Origin of the sequence: Flavobacterium sp. (genome assembly GCF_004295795.1) — a bacterium.
Classification (GTDB): Bacteria; Bacteroidota; Bacteroidia; order Flavobacteriales; family Flavobacteriaceae; genus Flavobacterium.
Window position 1 is genome coordinate 25999 of the sequence record NZ_SEBR01000009.1, and the last position, 22173, is coordinate 48171.

A 22173-nucleotide genomic window follows, 5' to 3' on the forward strand; every position below is an offset into this window, starting at 1 on the left:
TGATAATTGGATGAGGTTGGGCAATAGGAGTGTAGGTTCGAGTCCTATCACCCGCACTTAAGGAGATACTGTTTAATAGTATCTCCTTTTTTTTTGACAATAAAAATCTATGACACAAACAGTTACTGTTTAGTCATTTTAGTTCGATTTTTTTTACTGTTTAAAATCCTTACAGTCGTAAGAACTATTTAAAACCCTTTGTTTATGGTGGTTTTACAGCTTTTTTGCAAAGTTCGATTTCTCTTTAGAGTTCCGGTGTTTTTCGCCTCTTCAGGCTTCTTGCGATTTATCGATATCAGATAAAGAAAGTCTAATATAATAGCCGCTTCACCATCATTTACCTCCATGCCATTTTTCGCTAACATCGCTATTGCCCTGTTAACTGAAATCCTTCTATCTATAAAATTCATATTTACTGTTTTTTGTGCGTTTTTTTGATGTTAATATTTTTGATAGTGTACCGTTCAATTCCAAAGAGATGTCTCCTGTTTGGGGATTAACCTTAACGGGTGGAATTAGATTGACAAGATGTTTTTTATTTGCTGTATCCAAACTTGAGAAACCTTTAAAGATATCTACGAATGGTTTGCTTGCCAATTGGCTTTGCTCTTCAATGCTCTTTAATTTGATATTGATGTCCTGCAGTTCACTTTTCAAGTATTTAGAATTGGCCAGGCTCTCTTTTTTTAACTCGCTATAATCATCATATTTCAGTGTATCCACTACAAATAACTTCCGGGCTTTGGAAAGGAATGAATTCTCCTCATTTAGCTTTATTGTCACCATATTTCGGTCATGTAAGTACTTTGCTTTTTGTGAATTTGTATTACAGTCTTCTAAAATGATTTTTAATAACCCAATTGCTCCATTGGAAAGCACAAGCTGTTGCAGCTTGCGTTGGTAACAATCATTGAGGAAAAGGGCGCTAATTCTTGTCTTGCATCTTCCCTGACAATGATAGTATGAATACTTTTTTGTAGATCCTTGGGAAAAGCTTCCGCTTAGTTTCCGTCCGCAAAGAGGGCATGTTAAAAATCCCCTTAGAAAAAATGTCGATTTGAGAATATCAGTTTTAGCTGTAACTTTTCTTTTTGTATTAATGATATGCTGGACTTCATTAAACAATGTTTCCGATATCAATGGATCGTGGGTTCCTTTTACCATTTGCTGTTCTTCTGAATTGAATTCTACCGGAATAAGTCCACAGTAAACAGGATTATGTATGATCCTGAAAAAATGAGATCGGGAACATTTCAACCCTTTATCATAAGCCATATTCCGGACTTTCTCTATTTTATGGATGTTTTTTGCAAGCTGATGGAAAGCCCAGCTTATAATTTCTGCATCTGGCTGTTTAGGAGCAATAATTTTTCTGCCGTCAACAAGCGTCATATTGATGTATCCTATAGGAGCTTTATTAGGGTACCTGCCCATTAGTTTTGCCCGACGAATACCATTTGCGGTATTTAGAGCCCTCCTGCTGTTTTCTGCTTCCGGTACAGATAGGTAAACGGCAAGCATGACCGTACTTTCAGGAACAGAAAAATCTATAGGTTGATCAATAGCCATTGCTGTGGTACTGTGTTTTCGAAGTATTCCTATCATCTCATAGGCAAGTTCAATATTTCGGCTAAACCGATCCCATTTAATGAAAAGTATACTTTTTCCTTCCTTTGACTTGTTTTTAATTACCGTTATTAACTTTTTCCATTCAGGCCGGTTGAAGTTCTTGGCCGAGAAGTCTTCACGATAAATACCCTTTACCTCTATATTGTTAAATGCACAATATTTTAATAACCGGTCTTCCTGTTCGGGCAGGGAATATCCTTTCCTTTTTTGCTCGTCTGTACTGACCCGGATATATAAATACGCTGATGTAGTGTGAGTATACATACCTTGATTTTTAAATTTAACATCATAAATTCCTCCTAAGGGCAAACACCTTTTTTTAAAGATTATTCATACTTGTGATAATTTGAATACAGCTTGCTTTTTAAAATCTAAATCTTACAGGCGTAGATGAGAATTTTCATCTTGTTATTGCAAGGCACGGAATAATTTAAATTTAGTATACTTCACTGCACAATCAAAAACTAAGCTTTTTGTAGCTAGTCCGACACTGCCACTTGAACAACATATTGTGGAAAGTGATTCTAAGATTATCTGTATGATGGGAAATATTTACTTGCTAATTCTGAGCCAGTATGAAGAAGAAAATATAATTGATTTTCAAACATCATGTAACTTTTAATGAGTTGGTTTTCAATAGTCAAAGTTACAATAAAATACAAAAACAGCAAACAGTGGAGTACATCATATTATCCTTCATCTTGACTAGAAAAACAATTCAGTCATAAAAAAAGCAGCAATATTGTCTTTAACTTTAATGGCCGTAATAAAGGGTAAGAAACTTTTTATTTTACTCCATATTTATGAATAAGCGGTATGAAACCGAACTGGAAAATATTACAGGCCATGCAGTATTGTCCATACAAAGCATGGCAGATAAACAGGGATCCTGGAGACACCGCAGCTATCCTCTGCAAAAATTTCAGCCATAGATAAAATTGCATTGACAGCACATGCTTTCTTTTTATCCGAATACAGGTAAAAAAGTCAGCCATTTAAATATATTGAAAGGAAAAGAAAACCTTTCAATCCAAATTAAACCTTCACTAAAAGCTGAAAAACTGCTGGCTGACACGAAAAGGATTCTTGAAAGTGATGCGCCTGTTTTTTATAAAAACAAGCATTGTCCCGAGTGCCAGTTTTGGGAAACCTGCCACCAAAAACTAAAAGACAAAGACTGCATCAGCCTTCTAGGGAGCATCTCTCCTAAAATTATAGAACGATACCACAAGAAAGGTATCTTTAAAGTCCTGCAATTATCCCATCTGTTCCGTCCAAGAAGGCGTAGCCGACGCAAGCCGAAAATTGCTTCCAATTACTTGTGGGAGCTTAAGGCACTGGCGATACGTGAACAGAAGACCTATGTTATGTATACGCCCGATATTGAAGATATATCAGAAGCTATATATTTAGATTTTGAAGGCCTGCCTGATGAAAGATTTATTTATCTGATTGGAGGAATAGTCCATTTCGCGGATAAGCCTGATGAAACATTTTCTTTCTGGGCCGATAGCAGGGAAAACGAAAAGGAGATATTCCGAAACCTGTTTCGGCTTTTGAACCAATATCCTGACCTTCCTGTCTATCATTATGGAAGCAATGAAACCAAATCATTAAATACTATTGTACAAAGGTACGGCACACCTTTTAAGCAGGAATTTACACGTCTCCAAAAAAGGATGGCAAACCTGCTTTCCTATCTGAGAACTTCTGTATACCCACCAACCTACAGCAATGGGCTGAAAGAATTGGCGCATTTTCTAGGATACGGCTGGGCAGAAAATATTGATGGACTGCAAAGCATTGTCTTGCGAAAGCAATGGGAAGAAACTAAAGATCCCGTGATAAGGGGAAAGTTGATGCATTATAATCTTGAAGACTGCCAGGCATTGGGAATAGTGTGCAGCTGGCTTCATGATCTTACAATTAATGCAAATCCTGACAAGGTACTTGCAGTGGCTTCCATGAAAAAGCTGAGCCCTTACAAATTCCAGGCAAATCTGAATTTTGGAGAAGATTATGATATGATCAGCAAGGCTGCTTATTTTGACTATCAGCAGACAAAAATCTATTGGCGCAATAAGAAAACAGCTCCCTTATCATCTAACACTTCTGAAAAAGAATCAGGCATACATCCCGGAAAGGGCGTTATGGGCTGGCAGCCCGGAAAGGCAAATGAAGTCGTAATTGCAAAGCCGCTGCAGAAATGCCCCGGATGTGGGTCTTCTAAAGTTTATTATCTCAAAAACACGATGCGGTCGTTCAAACAGACCGATATAAAATTTACCTCATCAGGTGTACGCCGTCATGTTGTTGAGTTTAAATCGACTCAAGGGAAGTGTGGCAAATGTGGAATAAAATACAATAATGCCATCCTGAAACGGATGCGATATGGAGACAACCTTTTGGCATTAATAACTCAAATGTATATAAGCTACCATATAAGCAGCAACATGATTGCAAAAATGATAATGGATCAATACCACATCTGGATAAGTCCCATGTATGTAGTAAGCAGAAAATATAAATGGTGGCTCCAGTGGGAGCCCGAAGTAGACTATTTATGGAAAATTATATCAAAGAGTCCTGTAATCCATATTGACGAAACTACAGTAAAGCTGACAAAAGACACGGGCTATGTTTGGGTATTTGCAACATCGCATACCGTATTTTATCATTTCACATTAACCCGCGAAACAGAATTTCTCAAAGAATGGCTAAAGGATTACAAGGGCATTATTATCACTGATTTCTTCCCTGGATACGATGCGCTGAAGCTTCAGCGGCAAAAGTGCCTGATACACCTCATCAGGGATTTTAATGATGACCTGCATAAGAATCCATTTGACGAAGGATACAAAAATCTTATGGATGCTTTCAGCAAGCTGCTGGTTAAGATAATTGCTACGATAGACAAGTACGGCCTTAGTCGCAAGCACCTTCAAAAGCATCTGGGAGAGACCGAGGAATTTTATAAGACCTATCTATCCATCGAATACAGAGGTGAGCTCTCCATAAAATACTCAAAGCGCTTGAAAAAGCATTGGGATGAATTATGGGTCTTCCTCAAACATGATGATATTCCCTGGAATAACAATAATGCTCAGGCGGCAATCAAGGCATTTGCACAGCACAGGCATAATGTGAATGGCAGGATCCGTGAAGGGAAGCTCATTCAGTATCTTAAGATGCTTAGCATTGCCCAGACATGCCGATATAGAAATATTCCGTTTCTCGATTTTTTACGTCGCAAGGCAGGTCTTTGGGAGAATGTCCCGCCGGATTTTCTGCCATTTCTCCAAGCGCGATTATATGTCCGCCGGTTAAAATTTACCCGAAAGAGGCAATGGAATGAATGGCTAAAATCAGGAAAGCGGCCGGCTTTTATACCCGCATCGCCTAATTCAACGTACAAAAAGACGGGATGGACTGACTGGCACGACTGGCTTGGCTTCAAATTCCTCCCATTTGAAAAGGCCAGAACCTATATGAGAAGACTGGGCCTGAAGAATCGCGATGAATATTGGGCATGGCTGCGAAGTGATAAAAAACCAAGCTCAATTCCCTATTCTCCTGAAAAGGAATATAAGCACACTGGATGGATTGATCTTGGTGATTGGCTGGGCACCGGAAATACCGGAAAACAAAGAAAGAAAAGAATGACCTACGGACAGGCGAAGACATATATTCAGGCAGTAGGTATCAAGACACAGCATGAATTCTTTGCATGGAGGAAAACGGACCAGCGGCCTGAAACGATGCCTCCCGGCCCCAACAAAGTTTATTTTGAATTTGAAGGCTGGGGTGCATTTTTGGGAACTGGCAGAATTGCCAACCAGAATAAGAAATATTGGAGTTATGAAGAAGGAAAAAAGTTTCTAAAACCATTACGGATTATTCCGCAAAACGTTTCAGGGAATTATGTGCAGTAGGAATAAATACCGAAAGATATACCCAACAATCCATACGTATTTTACACTAAACAAAAATCATGGATAAGCTTTCCTGATTTTTTTGGAAAATAAATTATGTTTTATATACGAGATAAATAATTTCTAATACGCTACCAATAGAGATACTTTCTCTATAAAATAAACGACCTATAGCTTTGAAGCGTTATTTAATAATATCTTATATGTCAGTAATAGACTAGAATTGATATATAACGGATTAAATTTCACATAAAATAAACTTACTATGAAATACTTTACAAGTAAATTTTGCGACGATCTTTTAATCACATCATTTTGTCAAACCTAAGTCTATTGAATAAAATAGTTTAAAAAGGCTATAATTAATAAAGAATTTTCTTAATTTTAACATCTAATTTTATTGTTTTATAAAATATTTCAATTTTTCGATTATTTCATTACATAATTAATATCATATTGATGTCAGATAAATTAAAAATCCATGAAGAACACACAGCCGGTCCTCAACTCATAGGGTTTGATTATCAGATTTTTTATTTTTTATACCTCTCCTTGGATTTGAGCCCGGGAGAAAAGCTTGGATTTGAAATTCTTGATGATATTCATATTGAGTTTCCAAATGGAAATTTAGAATTGTTGCAGATGAAGCATACAATCCAAACAAATGCATCTGGTGAAAAAATAAATCTTACTGAAAGAGATTCTGATTTATGGAAAACAATCTCCAATTGGATTGCGTTTGTAAATGTAGCAGCAGATTCTGAAAAATATATTCTAAATACTTCATTTACTATCGTCACCAATAAATCTATTGACAGTAATACTTTTTTGAAAAACCTTGCGAAACTTCAAGCTGGCGAGATCGACATAAAAGAAATGAATATTTACATTTTAGCTTTGTCTTCAGGAACTTCTGATGATATTTTAAAAGAGAAAATAAATCAATTAATAAAATTGAAGCAAAAAGTCAAAAAAAGTTTTTTATGTAAGATTAATATAGTGTCAGATCGGGAAAATATTATCTCACAAATAAAAGGCAGAATCCATAAATTAATCAGAAGGGAGGAGAGAGTTGATGATGTTTTTAATGCTTTTTATACAAATATCCAAGTTGATAAATTCCTAACTATTGCCGGACGAGGGAAGTTTAGTATCACTTTTGAAGATTTCTCAAACAAATACAAAACTTGTTTCGATTTTGCATATGCTTCTAACAATCTTCCCATTAGAAACCTACCATTAATTTTTCCTGACAAGTTAAAGGAACAACTGTTTATAAAGCAACTAATTGAAATCGGTGAAACTGACCTGGACGAAGAAATTTTAAATTATACTACAGCGATGCTAAAATTCTTTAATCAGGTTAAAGATTGGGTTAATGAAGGTGATTTACTGGAAACGGATAAAGCAAGTTTGGATAAAGATGCTATTTTCAGATGGCAGCGCATTTTCAAAGAAAAATATAGGGAAATCAAGAAAAAAATATCAACAGGAACGTTTAGTGACGACCTTGAAGAAGAGATAAAAGAAATCGCAATTGCATGCGTTAATGAAATGCGAAGGGAAAAATTAAGTATCAAGAACAATGAACTTACAGAAGAATTTAGTAATGGTCAGTTTTATCTGCTTTCAAACGAGCCTGTAATAGGATGGCATCTGGATTGGGAAAACAAGTATAAGCAATGAGTAAAAGCTATTATGTATATAACAATGAAGCAATCGCGTCATTGGTATTGGAAAAGGCATTACGCCTCTTAAATGAAATTGAAATTGCGAGATTTTTGCTCATCCTACCAATAGTTCTCGAAGACAGGATAATTGTCAAGATGAGGACAGGTAGTTTTTCCGATTTTGGAGAATTCGTTGGTAAGCACCCTGCACTTTTTGCAAATTTTAATGACCGCTATCTCGATCTCATTCCTATTTCTATCAATTCACTAACACTTCTCAAAGAAATGGGAGTCTTGACGACAAGGAGAGACAAAATTTTTTACAATGCAAATCATACTGATTTTTCGAAACCACTATTAAGCAATAGATTGGAAAATATATCAGGTCAAATGCAAAATTTCATCAACCTAACCTCAGACTATGAAACGAATACATTATATAAAATACTAAAAATAAGATTATGAAATTTAGGCTCAACAATATTAAGCTATGGTTTAAAAATGAATCAAAGCCTAAAATCTATAAGTTCCTTCCCAATAAAATTAATGTCATAACCGGGGACGCAACGACAGGCAAAACAAGTTTTTTAAGTGTTATTGACTACTGTCTGCTATCAAATAAAAACAGGATAATTGAAAAAACTATAAACGAAAACGTCTTGTGGTATTTAATTGATTTTCATATTAATGGAAAGAACTTTGTTATTGCAAGAAAAGCCGCCAACAGCGGAACTGTGTCATCTGAAATTTTTTTTTCTGACACTGGAGAGCAACCTGAATTTCCATATGCCAATGCCACAATTGATGAATTAAGAGAAATACTAAATACAGAGTTTGGGATATCCACATCTGAAGATTACCTTTTAAATAATCTAAAAACCTTTAGCTACAGACAATTTTTGCTTTTCACATCCATATCGGCCGATATAATTATTACCACAAATAATTATTTCGATCGAAGCTTTTATGAAATAGATACTGATGAGACTCTTGAACAGATATTGCTGATGGCAATTGGTGTTGACAGAATGGAGAATATGAAAAATAAGAAGAAATTAGATGATTTAAATAAAGAAATAGCTTCTGTAACTAGACGGATTAATAGCGAACGCAAGAAAAAAGAAAATATAGATTTAAGCTTGTTTGCCCTTGTTCGGGAATGTAAAGAAAATAATCTTCTTAATCCTGATTTTGATACCACACCAATCGAGACTACTAAGATTTTAAGTGGAATTGTGGAGGAATATACTGTATTAGCTGACAACGAGAAAACGTTCTCTGCTATCGATGGATTAAATAAGCAAAAAAGAGAAGTAAGTCGTAAAATCAATTCCATTGAGAGGTACAAAAAAGAAATTGCCGATTACAATAATAACTTATCCAGTTACGAAGACAGCTTAAAACCAATTGAATACATTAATGAAAACTTCAATGAGATTATAAAATCTCATGAAGTTTTGCTTTTTGTAGGTGAGCTTGAGAAATCCTTATCAGATATAAAGCGCAGCTATCTTAAATCAGATTTTAAAACATTTACATTACAGGAAGATCTGGAAGCCTTAAAACAAGAACAGCAAAAAATCGTAAAACAAATTGCAGATCTCCCAAAAGTAAAGCCAACATTTTCAAGCGAAGCTAGTAAATACATTTTTGTGGGTACTATTAAGCAAAGACTCGCGCAAATTGAACAGCAGAGAAACAGTATTACAACTACAGAAGTAAAAGAGTTGGAACGGCTTGTAAAGGAGTCTGAAGCACTAGAATCATTAATAAATGATATTGATAGTACGAAATTTGTGATGAGCGAAGAACTTGACAACGCGATACAAAGAAATTATGACCTTGTCAATTCTATGCCAAATTATGACGGCTATAAAATCCGTTTTTCAATTGAGGATAAATTTTTGAAATTAAAAAGCCCTTCTGAGCTTTTCGAGATTGAAACTGTCGGCAGCTCATCCAATTACATGTTCCTGCATCTCTGTTTTTACCTTGGATTGCATGAACATATGATAAAAGTAGAACAGAAACATGTGCCACAGTTTTTATTTATTGATCAGCCCAGTTTCCCATACTATTCCGGTGAGGGAGATGTAAAAAATAACGATAAGGCTAAACTTTTAGATGCCTTCAGCCTTCTCAATTCATTTTTAAAATATATAGTCGAGGAACTGAAAAATGAATTCCAGATTTTTATGGTTGAGCATGCTCCTAAAGAGTATTGGGAACAAAATGATATGGAATATTTCCATACAGTTGACGAATTTACTGGAGGGAATGGCATGGTGCCTTTATATGTACAATTAAATAATGATCCTTCATGAAGATTTCAATAGAGCACATTAAAAAAATGGCAATTCATTATGTGGGAAATAAATCAAGGGGCGAAGGGGTTAAATTCTCACAAGTTGAGACAGACTTTCAAAATGCTGAAACAAGTATTTTGCAGCAGGCTAAAAATGCCTTCAACTTTGACCAGTTCCATGAGTTCTTTTATACTCATAATATTAGCCTTAATCCATTATACAGTTTTGTAGAAACATTGTTTTCCGATAATGAAAGATTAATTGAAGTATCTCAAAGCATTGTGAGCCATCTGTATGATCAAAGTACACATGCTAAAGTAAAAAGTGGAGAATTATATGTGCTATATTTCAAGGACTGTCTGGTGGAAGATGAAATCACTGATGCAATTGGTATTTTTAAATCGGAAAATAAAGATTCTTTTTTAAAAGTAAATCCTTTGCCTGATAGTTTTGAGATTGAGAGTTTGCAGGGAATAAATATTAACAAACTCGATAAGGGTTGCCTGATTTTCAATACAAATAAAGAAAATGGATATTTGGTGTCAGTGGTAGATAACACAAACAAAACTAATGAAGCACAATATTGGATAAATGATTTCCTTCATGTACGTCCAAGAAAAGATGGTTTTTACAATACGCAAAATGCGATGTCTCTATGTAAAAAATTTATAAGTGAAGAACTCCCTACTAAATTCAATATATCTAAAACGGAACAGGCTAATTATTTGAATAAGTCTGTAGATTTCTTTAAAGAGGAAAAGACTTTTGAAATTGAAGATTTTTCTAAAAAGGTTATACATGACCCTGAAATTACTGAAAGTTTTAAAAGCTATAAAAACCGTTTTGAAAAAGAACAAGGTTTTGAGATTGCAGATAATTTTTCGATATCAGAAACTGCCACAAAAAAACAATCGCGAATTTTTAAAAGTGTTCTGAAATTAGATAAAAATTTTCACATCTACATTCATGGTGACAAAGAATTAATAGAAAAAGGTATTGATGAAGGTGGAAAGAAATTCTATAAGATTTATTATAAGGAAGAAAGTTAGTATTGAGATCAATTTTGATTCAAGATTAAATATCATTATAGGTGAAAATGATTGCTAAAAGAAAGATAGAAATATTCTTATTTTTAATATTCAACTAATCAACAAAATTTACACCATGACTGACGATTACAAAGACGAATATCTTCTGCGATTACAAAAAAGTATAATTTTTAAGACACTTGTCGAAAAGACCAATGATAAAGATAAGGAAGTGCAAATTTTGGTTGATCATGCCGTTTCATATGCTTTTCAACGTACAAAAACAATTGTTAAACATATGGGGGAATATACCCTGCATGATGGCGACCATTTATTCCGTGTCCTAAATCTTATGGAGAGATTACTTGGGGTAAACATCATTAAAAATATGTCAGCACCTGAATTAATGCTACTTATTCTTACTGCATTTTTTCATGATATTGGAATGGCTCCGGATGAACGGGAGGTAATTGCATGGAAAAAAGTTTGGGACAATTATCCTGAGCTTGACGGAACTGAAGAAACAGTCGCCTATGAAGCCTTTAAACGATTCTACGATTCAAGACCTGACCAACAAATCATTATTCAACGATTTATCAGTCAGGGCAAGACAAACCAAGCAGAAACAATTAAAGGTTATTTAATTAGTGAATATATTAGGCAAACCCATGCAAATCGTGCAAGAGACATCATCGCCAAGGATTGGGATGGGAGAATTTTATTCCGTGACTGTGATCTTACTGTCGAACTAGCTCAATTATGTCTCAGTCATAATGAAGATGCCCTTAAACTTATGGATTTTGACAAAAATTATCTTTGTGCCGCTGAGACCTTCGCATGTCTTCCTCTTGTTGGTGTTATTTTGAGACTAGCTGATATTTTGGATTTTGATTCCAAAAGGACTCCCGCCATTCTGTACTCTCATTTGTATGTTAGAAATCCTGTCTCACTGGCAGAATGGAATAAGCATAGAGCTGTTGAATCTTGGGAAATAAGTCCCGAAATAATCCAGTTTAGCGCGCGTTGTACACACCCTGCTATCGAAGCATCCATTCACGAATTCTGCAATTGGATTGATCATGAATTGACTCTTTGCAATAATATTGTTACTGCTCTGAACGAGTTTAATTATAAAAGAGGTAGAGAAATCTCCGTAAAATTTCCCTTCAAAGTTGATCGTGAGAAAATACAGACAAAAAAAGACATTCACAATGAACCACAGTATATTTATCGTGATACTCAATTTAATTTGAGTAAAAGGCAAGTAATCGATTTGCTGATGGGAACGAAATTGTACGGAAACCCGCAAGTTGCATTGCGTGAATTATTACAAAATTCTATCGATGCCTGCCTTCTTAGAGCGGCGCAGGAAGAAAAATGGGGTAACAATTACGAGCCAGAAATATCAGTAAAATATTATGTGGATGGCGACAGTACTGTTCTTGAAGTTACAGACAATGGTACTGGAATGGATCAATATATTATTGACAATTACTATTCAAAAGTAGGTTCATCATTTTACAAATCCACAGACTTTTACAATCTAAAGTCGGAATCTAATGCTGATTTTACCCCAACCTCACGTTTTGGGATCGGCATCTTGTCATGCTTTATGGTTGCAGATACCCTTATTGTAGACACTAAGCGAGTTAAGGCCTCACATTCATATAGTGACGCGCTCAACATTACGGTCGAAGGACAAGAAAGCATTTTTTGGATCAAGAAAGGAACTCGTGAGACACCTGGTACAACGACCAAATTATTATTGCGTAAAAATAAAAATCCTTGGGACGACCTCTCTGAAACAGAATTTATAAAATCCGTAGAAACTGTCATACCGAATCCTCCATTTAGAATCAACATTCATACTACTAGTGCATCTAGTGTTAGGGATGAAAACAGCTTTAAAGAGGTAACTGCGATTACTCTTAAAGACTACTCCTGGCGTGAACATGAAAATATAAAATTGATTGAAATTACTTTAGACACCAAGGATAAAGGAATTGTAGGCTCAGTGACTGCAGCTGTGCTGGAACGCCACGGAATGCCGGTAAGTGAAATTGACCTAAAGTTAAAGCAAGTCATGATTGAAGGCGAGACATATAATCTTGAGAAAAGCATAAAAATAGAAGTCAATTCAATCAAAGAGAAAGCAACAACAATAAGTATTGATGAAAATGGTGAAATTGACCAGAGTGATTCAACTAGCGAATACTCCCGTTCTCGCTCCCGACTTTCTTTACATGGAATCGAAGTCCCTTCTTCTTTGTTTCCTGATTCTTGGTCAATGAAACACAATCAGGTCAAATTGTCTTGGCCGTTTCCTCTTATATTAGTAATCGATATTTGTGGCACACGTGACCTAGATATGAATTCAGCTCGCACCGAAATAATTATGAGTGAGAAGTGGCTCGACTTTGAGGAAGAATTATCTTTTCAGGTTTGTGATCAAATTGCCAATTCTGTAAGTGATGAATATTGGACTGAGTTAAAAGCCCTATTTATTACTCAAACAAAAAATGAGACTTTCTTGAGGGGTCTAAATAAGGTTGAAAAAATTAAATAAGTGTAGCCTTTTAATTTAAAATGCTAAAAACATGAAATGACCAATACAAAAGCAATTATATCGGTCAATTACACGGTTTAAAAAATTATCAGTTTAACTGCACACGTAGTTTTTTCACTTTCGCATTAATAGCATCAAACCTTTGGATTTCTTCTTGTAAGCCTTCAATTGTTGGCTTGATGAATTGGTATTTGTCACTGTGCGAGTGTCCCTCCATGTATCTGCAACATTGATAAAAACTATCAACAACTTCTTCACGGATGGTATCGTCAAACTTGATACGCGCCAAACTGTCAACACTTACACGCTCCTCGAAACGTTGAACAACACCATTAAATAGATTAAAGACAACCATCGCTTCGTAGCTTGTTCTTAAAGCTGCAAAACCATTTTTAAGGTTTTGCTCGCGATCCGCTGGTTGAGCAGCCTTTGCCACAATCAATTGAGCCTGTGCCTTGCCGGAGGTTTTATATTCTTTCTCGTACGATGGCGTATTTTTGAGCCAAATTTTGCCCGGCGTTTTTCCGTCCTCATTTTCAATCCAGTGGCAATCATGTTCTACACTTTGTTCATTAGCATGGGAGATAAGAGCCGCCACAAAAGCAAGATCATGCGTGAAGACAGCAACTTGTTTGCCTTGTGCAATTTCCGTGACGCGGAAAGCAATTTCACTCTTGCGGTAATCATCTAGAGATGTCACAGGATCATCAAACACAAGCCCCCTATTGATTTCAGACATTTGCATTTCTGCGAGGAAATCCGCAATAGCTATAACTTTCTGTTCACCTTCGCTCAAAACCGCATTCGGGTTTCTCCCTTTCAATCGTAGTTGGCGGTATGACTTTCCAGCCTGCCCCGTGTGGCTAATTTCGATACCAAAATTACCGTTAAGCTTCTGACATTCGCTATTGAAGGTATCGACATACTTTTGATTAAAATACTTGTTCGATAGGGTCTTTTCCGTTTCAGTGATTTTTCTTTTAGCAAAATCGGCTTTTCTTGCTTTTTTGACCCACACTAAAGTTTTTACAAAGTTCTCCAGCGTTTCAAAATGAGCATTGAACTTTTCTTTGTGTTCGAGCAATGTTTTTGCTGCAAAAAGCTTAGCAAGCTCTGTTTTTTCCGTTCCATCTTCAAGTGTTTTTATACCCTTATCGATTTTATCCGTCAAAATACCATGTACCACAACAGAGGTTTGCACCGATGAAAGATCAGACGCTTTCTTTGATATTATATTGGTAATTATCTGTTCCGAGAACTTTTTATGCTCGCCCAAAGCTTTTTTGAGGGTATCCAATTCCGCAGGATGGTTACTTAAAAGCCAAGTTGACAGGACATTATCATCAGGGAGCAAATCAAAAGAAAATTTCTCGTATTTTTCTTTTAATTTACCCAAATCTGTAGCAGCAGTAGCCGCTTCTTGTTCCGCCACGCTTTTGATAAACTGAAAGCAATTTGCAATCAGGTCTTGCGCATCGTCGGATAGTGGCTGGTGACATAGGAGGCAGTTGTCATCATCTTCAGGATAGGCATTAGGGTCTTCTTTTTGCTTTTTGGCAAATGCGTCTGCCGCAACGATAAGTCCTTTCCATTCAACTGTACCAATGCCTTCGATCTTATCGGTCTTGAAGTTCTCAATACCTTCTGCCTTCGCGGTCGCTTCTTTTGCGACAACGTCGGCAATCTTATCGTTTATTGCTTTTAAACTTTCAGGCGTAAAATATGCGTTCAAGAGATCAATAGCCTGTTTGTTTTCTCCAAGCAGCCTCTTTATGGTTTGAAGGTTGGTTATTTCTTTGTCTTTGCCTGTCGAGGCCAGCAAAAGTTCATCATAAGATTTTTGTAACGCTGCTTTCTGCACCGTATCTTCTTCCGAGTAAGGCACATACTTTTTAAGGTCATCTGTTTTCGTGTTTGCTGATAAACCTTCAACGAAAGTTTTAATCTCGGAATCGCCTTCAAACCAAAGCCCGTATTGATTAAGCGGAGATTTGCTGGCAACATCCGCAGCGAGCCTTTGTTCAAGCTGAATAATCGCATCCGTGTAATCTGCGAAAAAACTCAATCCCGCTGGACGAAACTCAAATTCGTTTTTATTCTCCAAATGCTTTACAACACTCTTACCATCAAAAACAGCGAATTGAGCAAACTCTGGCGCTTCCTGATTGGCTGGGTATTCCAAAGGAATATCCGTACTCGCAGAAGAAAAAGTCAATTCTGCCTTGATGTCTTTATGTCCGTGATCGATATGGACATTTGATAAAATTTCTTCGGGAGATTTTGAATAGAAAATCCTTTTGAGTAGGCGGATATAACCTGATTTACCAGACCCGTTTGCACCGTAAATGATGGTCAGGAATTTTGAAAACTCAATAACCTGTCCTTCAATCAAGGCATTTACACCTTCAACTTTTTTAAGTTCTTTTAAAATAAGATCTGTTTTGTAATCAGATAGATCGCCTGCGGTGTAATTAATTTCAATCAGCGTTCTTGTGGACTTGTTGATAAGGTCGAGCTCTTCAAGGAGAAATTTATAAGCGGTTTCAATCACGTCGTCGTTGACTTCGTGGCCGTCCAAAATTTGGGCACCAAGATACTTTGCCCAGTATGGGAGCGCGTCGGCAAAACGCTTAACTTCACTTTCTAAATTCTCTACTGTTTCTTGTATTTTGCTCTTCTCGTAGTTGTTCCTCATATTCTTCCATTGTGTTTGTATTGCATCATCAAGTATCTTCATATTCCCGCCACAATAAGAAAGAGCATCGACAATAAGTTATTTACAAATTTAACATTTTAACATGTATAATTATTATAATATTATTAAAATTTTGAGTTTATTACTTTATATTATTTCAAGTAATCAAATGAAAAACCGCCGTAGTACTTCAGCATAAGCTTATTCATTGCAAGCTTCATTTTTTCCTTCTCTTCACCTTCCTGCATACCGTCGTATTCTCTTGCGTAATCACTGAATAACTTCTGCGTAAAATCTCTTTTAGGGTTCAATAGTCCCGCAGCAACATCGTATAACTCATAATCCTTATAATTGCCAATAATGCCTCTTTTTGATTTTAGATATTGATAGGTTTGGTCGCTGGAAAAATTATAGGTATCGCGCAAACCATTGACGATCTGAGTAAGATATTGAGGGCTTGGCTTTGTGTAAACCTTTATTATTGCTTCGTCAGTTAAAGTCAAAACTGGAATGTCATCTACTTGGCCTAAATATAAAACCATGCCATACCAGGAAGGGTGTTTGAACACTGTGCTACCTTCTGAAATCGCTTCGTCGATATTAATTTCTTCTATTGGATTGCCTCCTGTTTCCCAGCGTGCCACGTGATTAAATTGCTCTTTTGTAATCAGGTACAGTTTTGCGAGTGTTTTCGTCTGCGCGCTCGGCTCACGATCAATAAATGCAACGCCGCCGTTTTGCCACTGAGTCGAACTTCGTGCAAAAACCAATTCATGCTGCAATTCAAATAATTGTTCTTTTTGTGGTAAGCTTGTATCATTACAAGGTTCACAAGCTTTTGTGCTACCTGACGAATTGCCGCCTTGGATATAATGTATAAATCTGCCACTGGATAGATTCGAGCCGTAAACTGCATACCAAACCAAGTTATTTTCGCTTTCCATTTGTTATTTGTTTATTTTGTAGCTGTCAATGGCGATAACTTGATTTAAAAGATCTTTAAATTTACGAATTAAATGTTAAATTAGCATCCTATCATGCTCGCTATTAAATATTTGTGAATTTTATAGCCAGATAGATAAACAAAACCATAATCTTGTTGAGTTTAATGCTAATAGATGAACAAAATTATACCCGTTTAATTACATTCATTGACACCGAAATTGAACCAAACAAAGGTAAGATCCTTGATATAGGTGCAATTAAAGGAAACGGTAGTCAATTCCATAAAGCATCTTTAGGAGATTTTATCCAATTCCTTCAAGGTGATGATTATGTGTGCGGGCATAACATTTTAAATCACGATATAAAATATATAGGTAAAGCAATTTACGATGTTGGTATTAACCCTCAAAACATAATTGATACTCTATACCTATCTCCCTTACTATTTCCCACAAAGCCTTACCATGCGTTATTAAAAGATGATAAACTTCAGACTGAAGACACAAACAACCCATTAAACGATTCTATTAAGGCACGAGATTTATTCTATAGTGAGGTTGACGCTTTTTGGCAAATTGATGAAACACTTAAAGAAATTTTTTATCTCCTTTTAAATCGTACAAGAGAGTTTGAAACTTTTTTTCGGTTTGTAAATTACCGGAGCATGAATCCTGATACAGAAGCTCTGGTTAGATTAAAGTTTTGTAACGAAATTTGTGAAGATGCAAATCTAACCGAAATAATAGCTGAACATCCTATTGAGTTGGCCTATTGCCTGGCATTAATTAATTCATTTATAACCCATAAAACGGCTCACTCCATTACACCCCCATGGGTTCTAAAGAACTTCCCTAAGGTAGAGCGCATAATGCTATGGTTACGAAGTAAACCTTGTATAACCGGTTGTAATTACTGTAATAATGCCCTTGACATATACAAAGGATTAAAAAAATTCTTTGGTTTCGATTCATACCGGACTTATGGTGGCGAACCGCTTCAGGAAAAAGCTGTAAAGGCAGCGGTGAATAATAAGTCGGTTTTGGCTGTTTTTCCAACAGGTGGTGGAAAATCAATTACATTTCAGGTTCCGGCTCTGATGAGTGCTGAAAATTCAAAAGGGTTGACCATCGTAATTTCCCCCCTTCAGTCGCTAATGAAAGACCAGGTTGACAACCTCGAAAAGAATGGTATAACTGAAGCTGTTACCATTAATGGACTATTAGATCCTATTGAAAGAGCCAAGTCGTTCGAAAGGATTGAAGATGGTTCTGCATCTATTCTGTATATTTCTCCTGAATCATTGCGCTCAAAGACTATCGAGAGGCTAATTTTAGGCAGGAAAATAACCCGTTTTGTAATTGATGAAGCACACTGTTTTTCATCATGGGGGCAAGATTTCAGGGTCGACTATCTATACATCGGGGATTTTATAAAACTAATTCAGGAAAAGAAAAACCTAGAGGATGGTATACCGGTATCGTGCTTTACCGCAACGGCCAAACAGAAAGTAATTGAGGACATACGGGATTATTTTAGCGAAAAATTAGCGCTGGATCTTGAAGTTTTTACTTCAAAAGCATCAAGGACTAATCTTCAATACAAGGTTTTTGAAAAGCAAAATGAAGAAGAAAAATATTTAACAGCCAGGGATTTAATCGAAGAGAAAAACTGTCCAACGATTATCTATGTGTCCCGAACGAGAAAGGCTTATCTGCTTGCTGAAAGGTTAGCAAATGATGGTTTTAATGCAAAACCATACCATGGAAAAATGGATAAGCAGGAGAAAACCAAAAACCAAGATGCCTTTTTAAATGGTGAAACACAAATTATGGTAGCTACTTCCGCATTTGGTATGGGAGTAGACAAAAAAGATGTAGGCTTGGTTATTCATTATGAAATCTCAGATTCACTTGAAAACTATGTGCAGGAAGCAGGACGCGCAGGCAGGGATGAAAATATCTCAGCTGATTGTTTTGTACTTTTTAATGAAGAAGATCTCAGTAAGCACTTTATTCTGCTGAACCAGACCAAACTTTCCATAAAAGAAATCCAGCAAGTATGGAAAGCGATAAAAGATATTACAAAATTCCGTTCTAAAGTATCTAATTCAGCATTAGAGATTGCCCGCAAAGCGGGTTGGGATGATAATGTGGTAGAAATAGAAACGCGCGTAACTACCGCAATTGCTGCTCTTGAAGATGCCGGATATCTTAAACGTGGACAGAATATGCCCAGGGTGTTTGCTAATAGTATTTTATCTAAAACTGCCCAAGATGCCATTGATAAAATAAACACTTCTGAAAAATTTGAAGAAAAACAAAAAGAGCACGGCGTACGTATTATAAAGAAACTGTTTTCAAGTAAAAGTAGAAAGCAGACCACCAATGAAACCGCCGAATCAAGGGTAGATTATATTAGTGATCATTTAGGTATTGTAAAAGAAGAGGTCATTAATGTGATAAACTTGCTGCGTAAGGAGAATATCCTGGCTGATGTAAAGGACTTGACCGCATTTATAAAGAAAGCAGAAAATAAAAACCGCTCCCTTTCCATTTTAGAGACATACAGTAAAATTGAAAACTTTTTACTTCCGGTTTTCAAAGAAGAAGAAAGTATCTTTCATTTGAAAGAATTGAACGAAGAGGCTGAAAAAAATGGGTGTGATGGTGTAAATACCAATAGGCTGAAAACAGTAATTAACTTTTGGTCTATTAAAAACTGGATTAAGAGGAAAAACTTAGAACATTCTAAAAATCACATTACTTTATACTGCCTTCAAAGTAAAGAGCAGCTAAAAGATAAGCTTGAAAAGCGCCATGAGCTTGCAACATTTATCGTTGAATTCTTTTATGATAAAACCATCATTGAAACTATAAAAGATCAGGAAGATAAAGATGATATTTTGGTGGAGTTTTCGGTACATGAACTAAAGGCTGCTTATGATAATAGCTTTAGCCTTTTCAAAAAAGAAATAAGCATTGATGATATTGAAGATACGCTGTTCTATCTTTCACGAATTGAGGCAATAAAGATTGAAGGCGGTTTTCTTGTCGTGTATAACCGCTTAACCATTGAGCGAACTGAACAAAATAATAAAAAGCAGTACACTAAAGACGATTATCAAAAGCTCAGTCAGTTTTACGAAAGTAAAGTCCAGCAAATTCACATTGTGGGCGAATATGCCCAAAGAATGATTACCGATTATAGAAATGCACTTCAGTTTGTGGAAGATTATTTCCAACTCAATTATAGTTCTTTCTTAAACAAATATTTTAAAGGCAGCAGACAAAATGAGATCAAGCGAAATATTACCCCTGCAAAATTCAGGCAGTTATTCGGGGAACTGTCCCCTACACAGTTGAAAATTATTAATGATAACGAAACACAGCATATAGCTGTTGCTGCCGGTCCAGGCAGTGGAAAAACAAAGGTGTTAGTCCATAAACTGGCTTCGCTCCTGTTAATGGAGGATGTTAAGCATGAGCAGTTACTGATGCTGACATTCTCAAGGGTGGCTGCTACCGAATTTAAAAAGCGTTTACTAAAACTGATTGGCAATGCCGCAAACTTTATTGAGATTAAGACATTTCATTCTTACTGTTTTGATCTTTTGGGTAAGGTCGGCACTTTAGAAAAATCGACAGATATTTTAAACACTACAGTTGAAAGGATTAAAAATGACGATGTTGAGGCCAGTAAAATTACAAAGACCGTTTTAGTTATTGACGAAGCTCAGGATATGAATGCAGACGAGTTCGCTCTTATTAACGCATTGATGGAGCAGAATGAAGAAATGAGGGTTATTGCTGTGGGAGATGATGACCAGAATATTTATGAATTTAGGGGCGCGAGTTCTAAATATCTTGAACAGTTCATTTATTACAACAAGGCCATAAAACATGAATTGGTTGAAAATTACCGTAGTAAAAGCAATCTGGTTGCATTCTCAAATCAATTTGTCCGACAAATTCATCACAGGTTAAAAGAAACACCGATTATTGCTAATCAAACTGATAATGGAAAAATCAAGGTTGTTAGGTATCAAAGCAATAATCTGATTACACCTCTTGTAACTGATATAGCTAATGCAGATCTTTCCGGAACTACATGTGTGCTCACAAAAACGAACGAGGATGCTATCAAAGTTGCTGGACTGCTTTTAAAGAATGGCATTATGGCAAAACTGATACAATCTAATGACGGTTTTAGTTTGTATAATCTTGTTGAAGTCCGGTTTTTACTGGATAAAGTAGATTTGGGAGCTGATATTTACACAATCAGTGATGAGGTTTGGGACAATGCTAAACGAGCGCTACTCAACACCTTCCGTAACAGCAATAAATTAGAAATCTGCCTGAACATCATCAAAGATTTTGAAACCACTAATCCTTACAAAAAGTATAAATCTGATTTAGAAGTTTTGATCCGGGAATCTAAATTGGAGGATTTTTATAATGAAAATGGCGAAACTATTTTTGTGTCAACTATTCATAAAGCCAAAGGAAAAGAGTTTGATAATGTATTCCTTTTGCTTGAGAATTTTAATCAAGCTACAGATGAAGCTAAGCGGCAATTATATGTAGCTATGACAAGGGCTAAACGCAATCTAAATATTCATTTAAATACAAACTTTCTCAATCATTTGGTTGCGGAAAATCTTGAAGAAATAAATGATTTTGAGATTTACGCTGCACCTGATAAAATTGCTGTACATGCAACTTTAAAAGATATCTGGTTAGACTATTTTATCAACAAACAAGTTTTAGTTTCCCAACTAAGCTGTGGAGAAATGCTGAATGTTAAAGAAGATGAATGCTTAAATTCGAATGGACAATCCGTGTTGAAATTTTCAAAGCGACTCATTGAGAAAATTGAGGAAATGAAGTCAAAACACTATGAACTAAAAAGTGTAAATGTCAATTTCATATTGCATTGGCTTAAGGAAGGAGCTTCGCAGGATATCAAAATAATCTTACCTGAGCTTTATTTTGAAGCTATTGGGCATAAGTGAGATTCTGTTGGGACTAAGTCATCATTGTCCATTAGGTAGGATGGGAATCTGCAGATATGGCTGGCTTTCGAGCTCTTTAGCGATCGGGGCGATTAGCATAATAACATTATTGCGAACAGGATCTTCTTATTTATATGAGGGCTTTCTGCATAAATATTTTGGTGCTGATATTGTTGATAAACTAAATAATTATGTATCCGTTCACGAATGTAAAGTGTTCACGTTTTCGTGAACATAAATATAAAGTGAACAAGATAGACAAGTAGAACATCAATCAACATACAGAGGTGGGTTTGGATCCCTTCCTGATACTCCACTAGTCTTTTTTAATAACAATTCGGCTTCAAACACTAATTAATTACACATATTCAAGCAAAGAAAATGAGGCTCT

Annotated in this window: 10 protein-coding genes; 7 read left to right on the plus strand and 3 right to left on the minus strand. The window is 36.0% G+C overall.

Translation table 11 applies throughout. The annotated features are described in order from the left end of the window. Positions 1-393: 393 nt before the first annotated feature. The gene (locus EOO49_RS09315) at positions 394-1938 is read right to left on the minus strand and encodes a recombinase family protein (protein WP_290844955.1); all 1545 of its coding nucleotides are present in this window, start codon (positions 1936-1938) and stop codon (positions 394-396) included. 644 nt (positions 1939-2582) lie between these two features. Between EOO49_RS09315 and EOO49_RS09320 the strand changes: the two genes are divergently transcribed. From EOO49_RS09320 to EOO49_RS09345, 6 genes are all read left to right on the plus strand, one after another. After that, positions 2583-5561, plus strand: coding sequence for a TM0106 family RecB-like putative nuclease (locus EOO49_RS09320; protein ID WP_290844957.1), 2979 nt, complete (start codon positions 2583-2585; stop codon positions 5559-5561). Between the two features lie 459 nt (positions 5562-6020). After that, a complete protein-coding gene (locus EOO49_RS09325) occupies positions 6021-7247 on the plus strand; it encodes an ABC-three component system protein (RefSeq protein ID WP_290844959.1) in 1227 nt (408 codons plus the stop codon). Continuing rightward, the gene (locus tag EOO49_RS09330; protein ID WP_290844961.1) at positions 7244-7696 is read left to right on the plus strand and encodes a three component ABC system middle component; all 453 of its coding nucleotides are present in this window, start codon (positions 7244-7246) and stop codon (positions 7694-7696) included. Before EOO49_RS09325 ends, EOO49_RS09330 begins: the two co-directional genes overlap by 4 nt. Beyond that, entirely contained in the window at positions 7693-9555 is a 1863-nt protein-coding gene (locus EOO49_RS09335) for a DUF3732 domain-containing protein (protein WP_290844963.1), read from the plus strand. The genes EOO49_RS09330 and EOO49_RS09335 overlap by 4 nt, the downstream gene beginning before the upstream one ends. Continuing rightward, on the plus strand, positions 9552-10586 hold the full coding sequence (locus tag EOO49_RS09340) for a nucleoid-associated protein (protein ID WP_290844965.1): 1035 nt from the start codon (positions 9552-9554) through the stop codon (positions 10584-10586). The genes EOO49_RS09335 and EOO49_RS09340 overlap by 4 nt, the downstream gene beginning before the upstream one ends. Positions 10587-10701: 115 nt before the next feature. Continuing rightward, a complete protein-coding gene (locus tag EOO49_RS09345; protein WP_290844967.1) occupies positions 10702-13131 on the plus strand; it encodes an ATP-binding protein in 2430 nt (809 codons plus the stop codon). An 88-nt stretch (positions 13132-13219) separates the two neighbouring features. Here EOO49_RS09345 and EOO49_RS09350 read toward each other — a convergent pair whose 3' ends face one another. Together EOO49_RS09350 and EOO49_RS09355 are read right to left on the minus strand one after the other, a co-directional pair. Next, a complete protein-coding gene (locus EOO49_RS09350; RefSeq protein ID WP_290844969.1) occupies positions 13220-15826 on the minus strand; it encodes an AAA family ATPase in 2607 nt (868 codons plus the stop codon). Between the two features lie 152 nt (positions 15827-15978). After that, positions 15979-16770, minus strand: a complete 792-nt coding sequence (locus tag EOO49_RS09355; protein WP_290844971.1) for a hypothetical protein — start codon at positions 16768-16770, stop codon at positions 15979-15981. A 164-nt stretch (positions 16771-16934) separates the two neighbouring features. Between EOO49_RS09355 and EOO49_RS09360 the strand changes: the two genes are divergently transcribed. Then, a complete protein-coding gene (locus EOO49_RS09360) occupies positions 16935-21782 on the plus strand; it encodes a RecQ family ATP-dependent DNA helicase (RefSeq protein ID WP_290845124.1) in 4848 nt (1615 codons plus the stop codon). Positions 21783-22173 lie beyond the last annotated feature (391 nt).

Bases quoted from the DNA above. Each gene is read 5' to 3' on its own strand.
- EOO49_RS09335 (WP_290844963.1), top strand. From the start codon at position 7,693: ATGAAATTTAGGCTCAACAATATTAAGCTATGGTTTAAAAATGAATCA.
- EOO49_RS09340 (WP_290844965.1), top strand. From the start codon at position 9,552: ATGAAGATTTCAATAGAGCACATTAAAAAAATGGCAATTCATTATGTG.
- EOO49_RS09320 (WP_290844957.1), top strand. From the start codon at position 2,583: ATGCTTTCTTTTTATCCGAATACAGGTAAAAAAGTCAGCCATTTAAAT.
- EOO49_RS09325 (WP_290844959.1), top strand. From the start codon at position 6,021: ATGTCAGATAAATTAAAAATCCATGAAGAACACACAGCCGGTCCTCAA.
- EOO49_RS09345 (WP_290844967.1), top strand. From the start codon at position 10,702: ATGACTGACGATTACAAAGACGAATATCTTCTGCGATTACAAAAAAGT.
- EOO49_RS09355 (WP_290844971.1), bottom strand. From the start codon at position 16,770: ATGGAAAGCGAAAATAACTTGGTTTGGTATGCAGTTTACGGCTCGAAT.
- EOO49_RS09360 (WP_290845124.1), top strand. From the start codon at position 16,935: ATGCTAATAGATGAACAAAATTATACCCGTTTAATTACATTCATTGAC.
- EOO49_RS09350 (WP_290844969.1), bottom strand. From the start codon at position 15,826: ATGAGGAACAACTACGAGAAGAGCAAAATACAAGAAACAGTAGAGAAT.
- EOO49_RS09330 (WP_290844961.1), top strand. From the start codon at position 7,244: ATGAGTAAAAGCTATTATGTATATAACAATGAAGCAATCGCGTCATTG.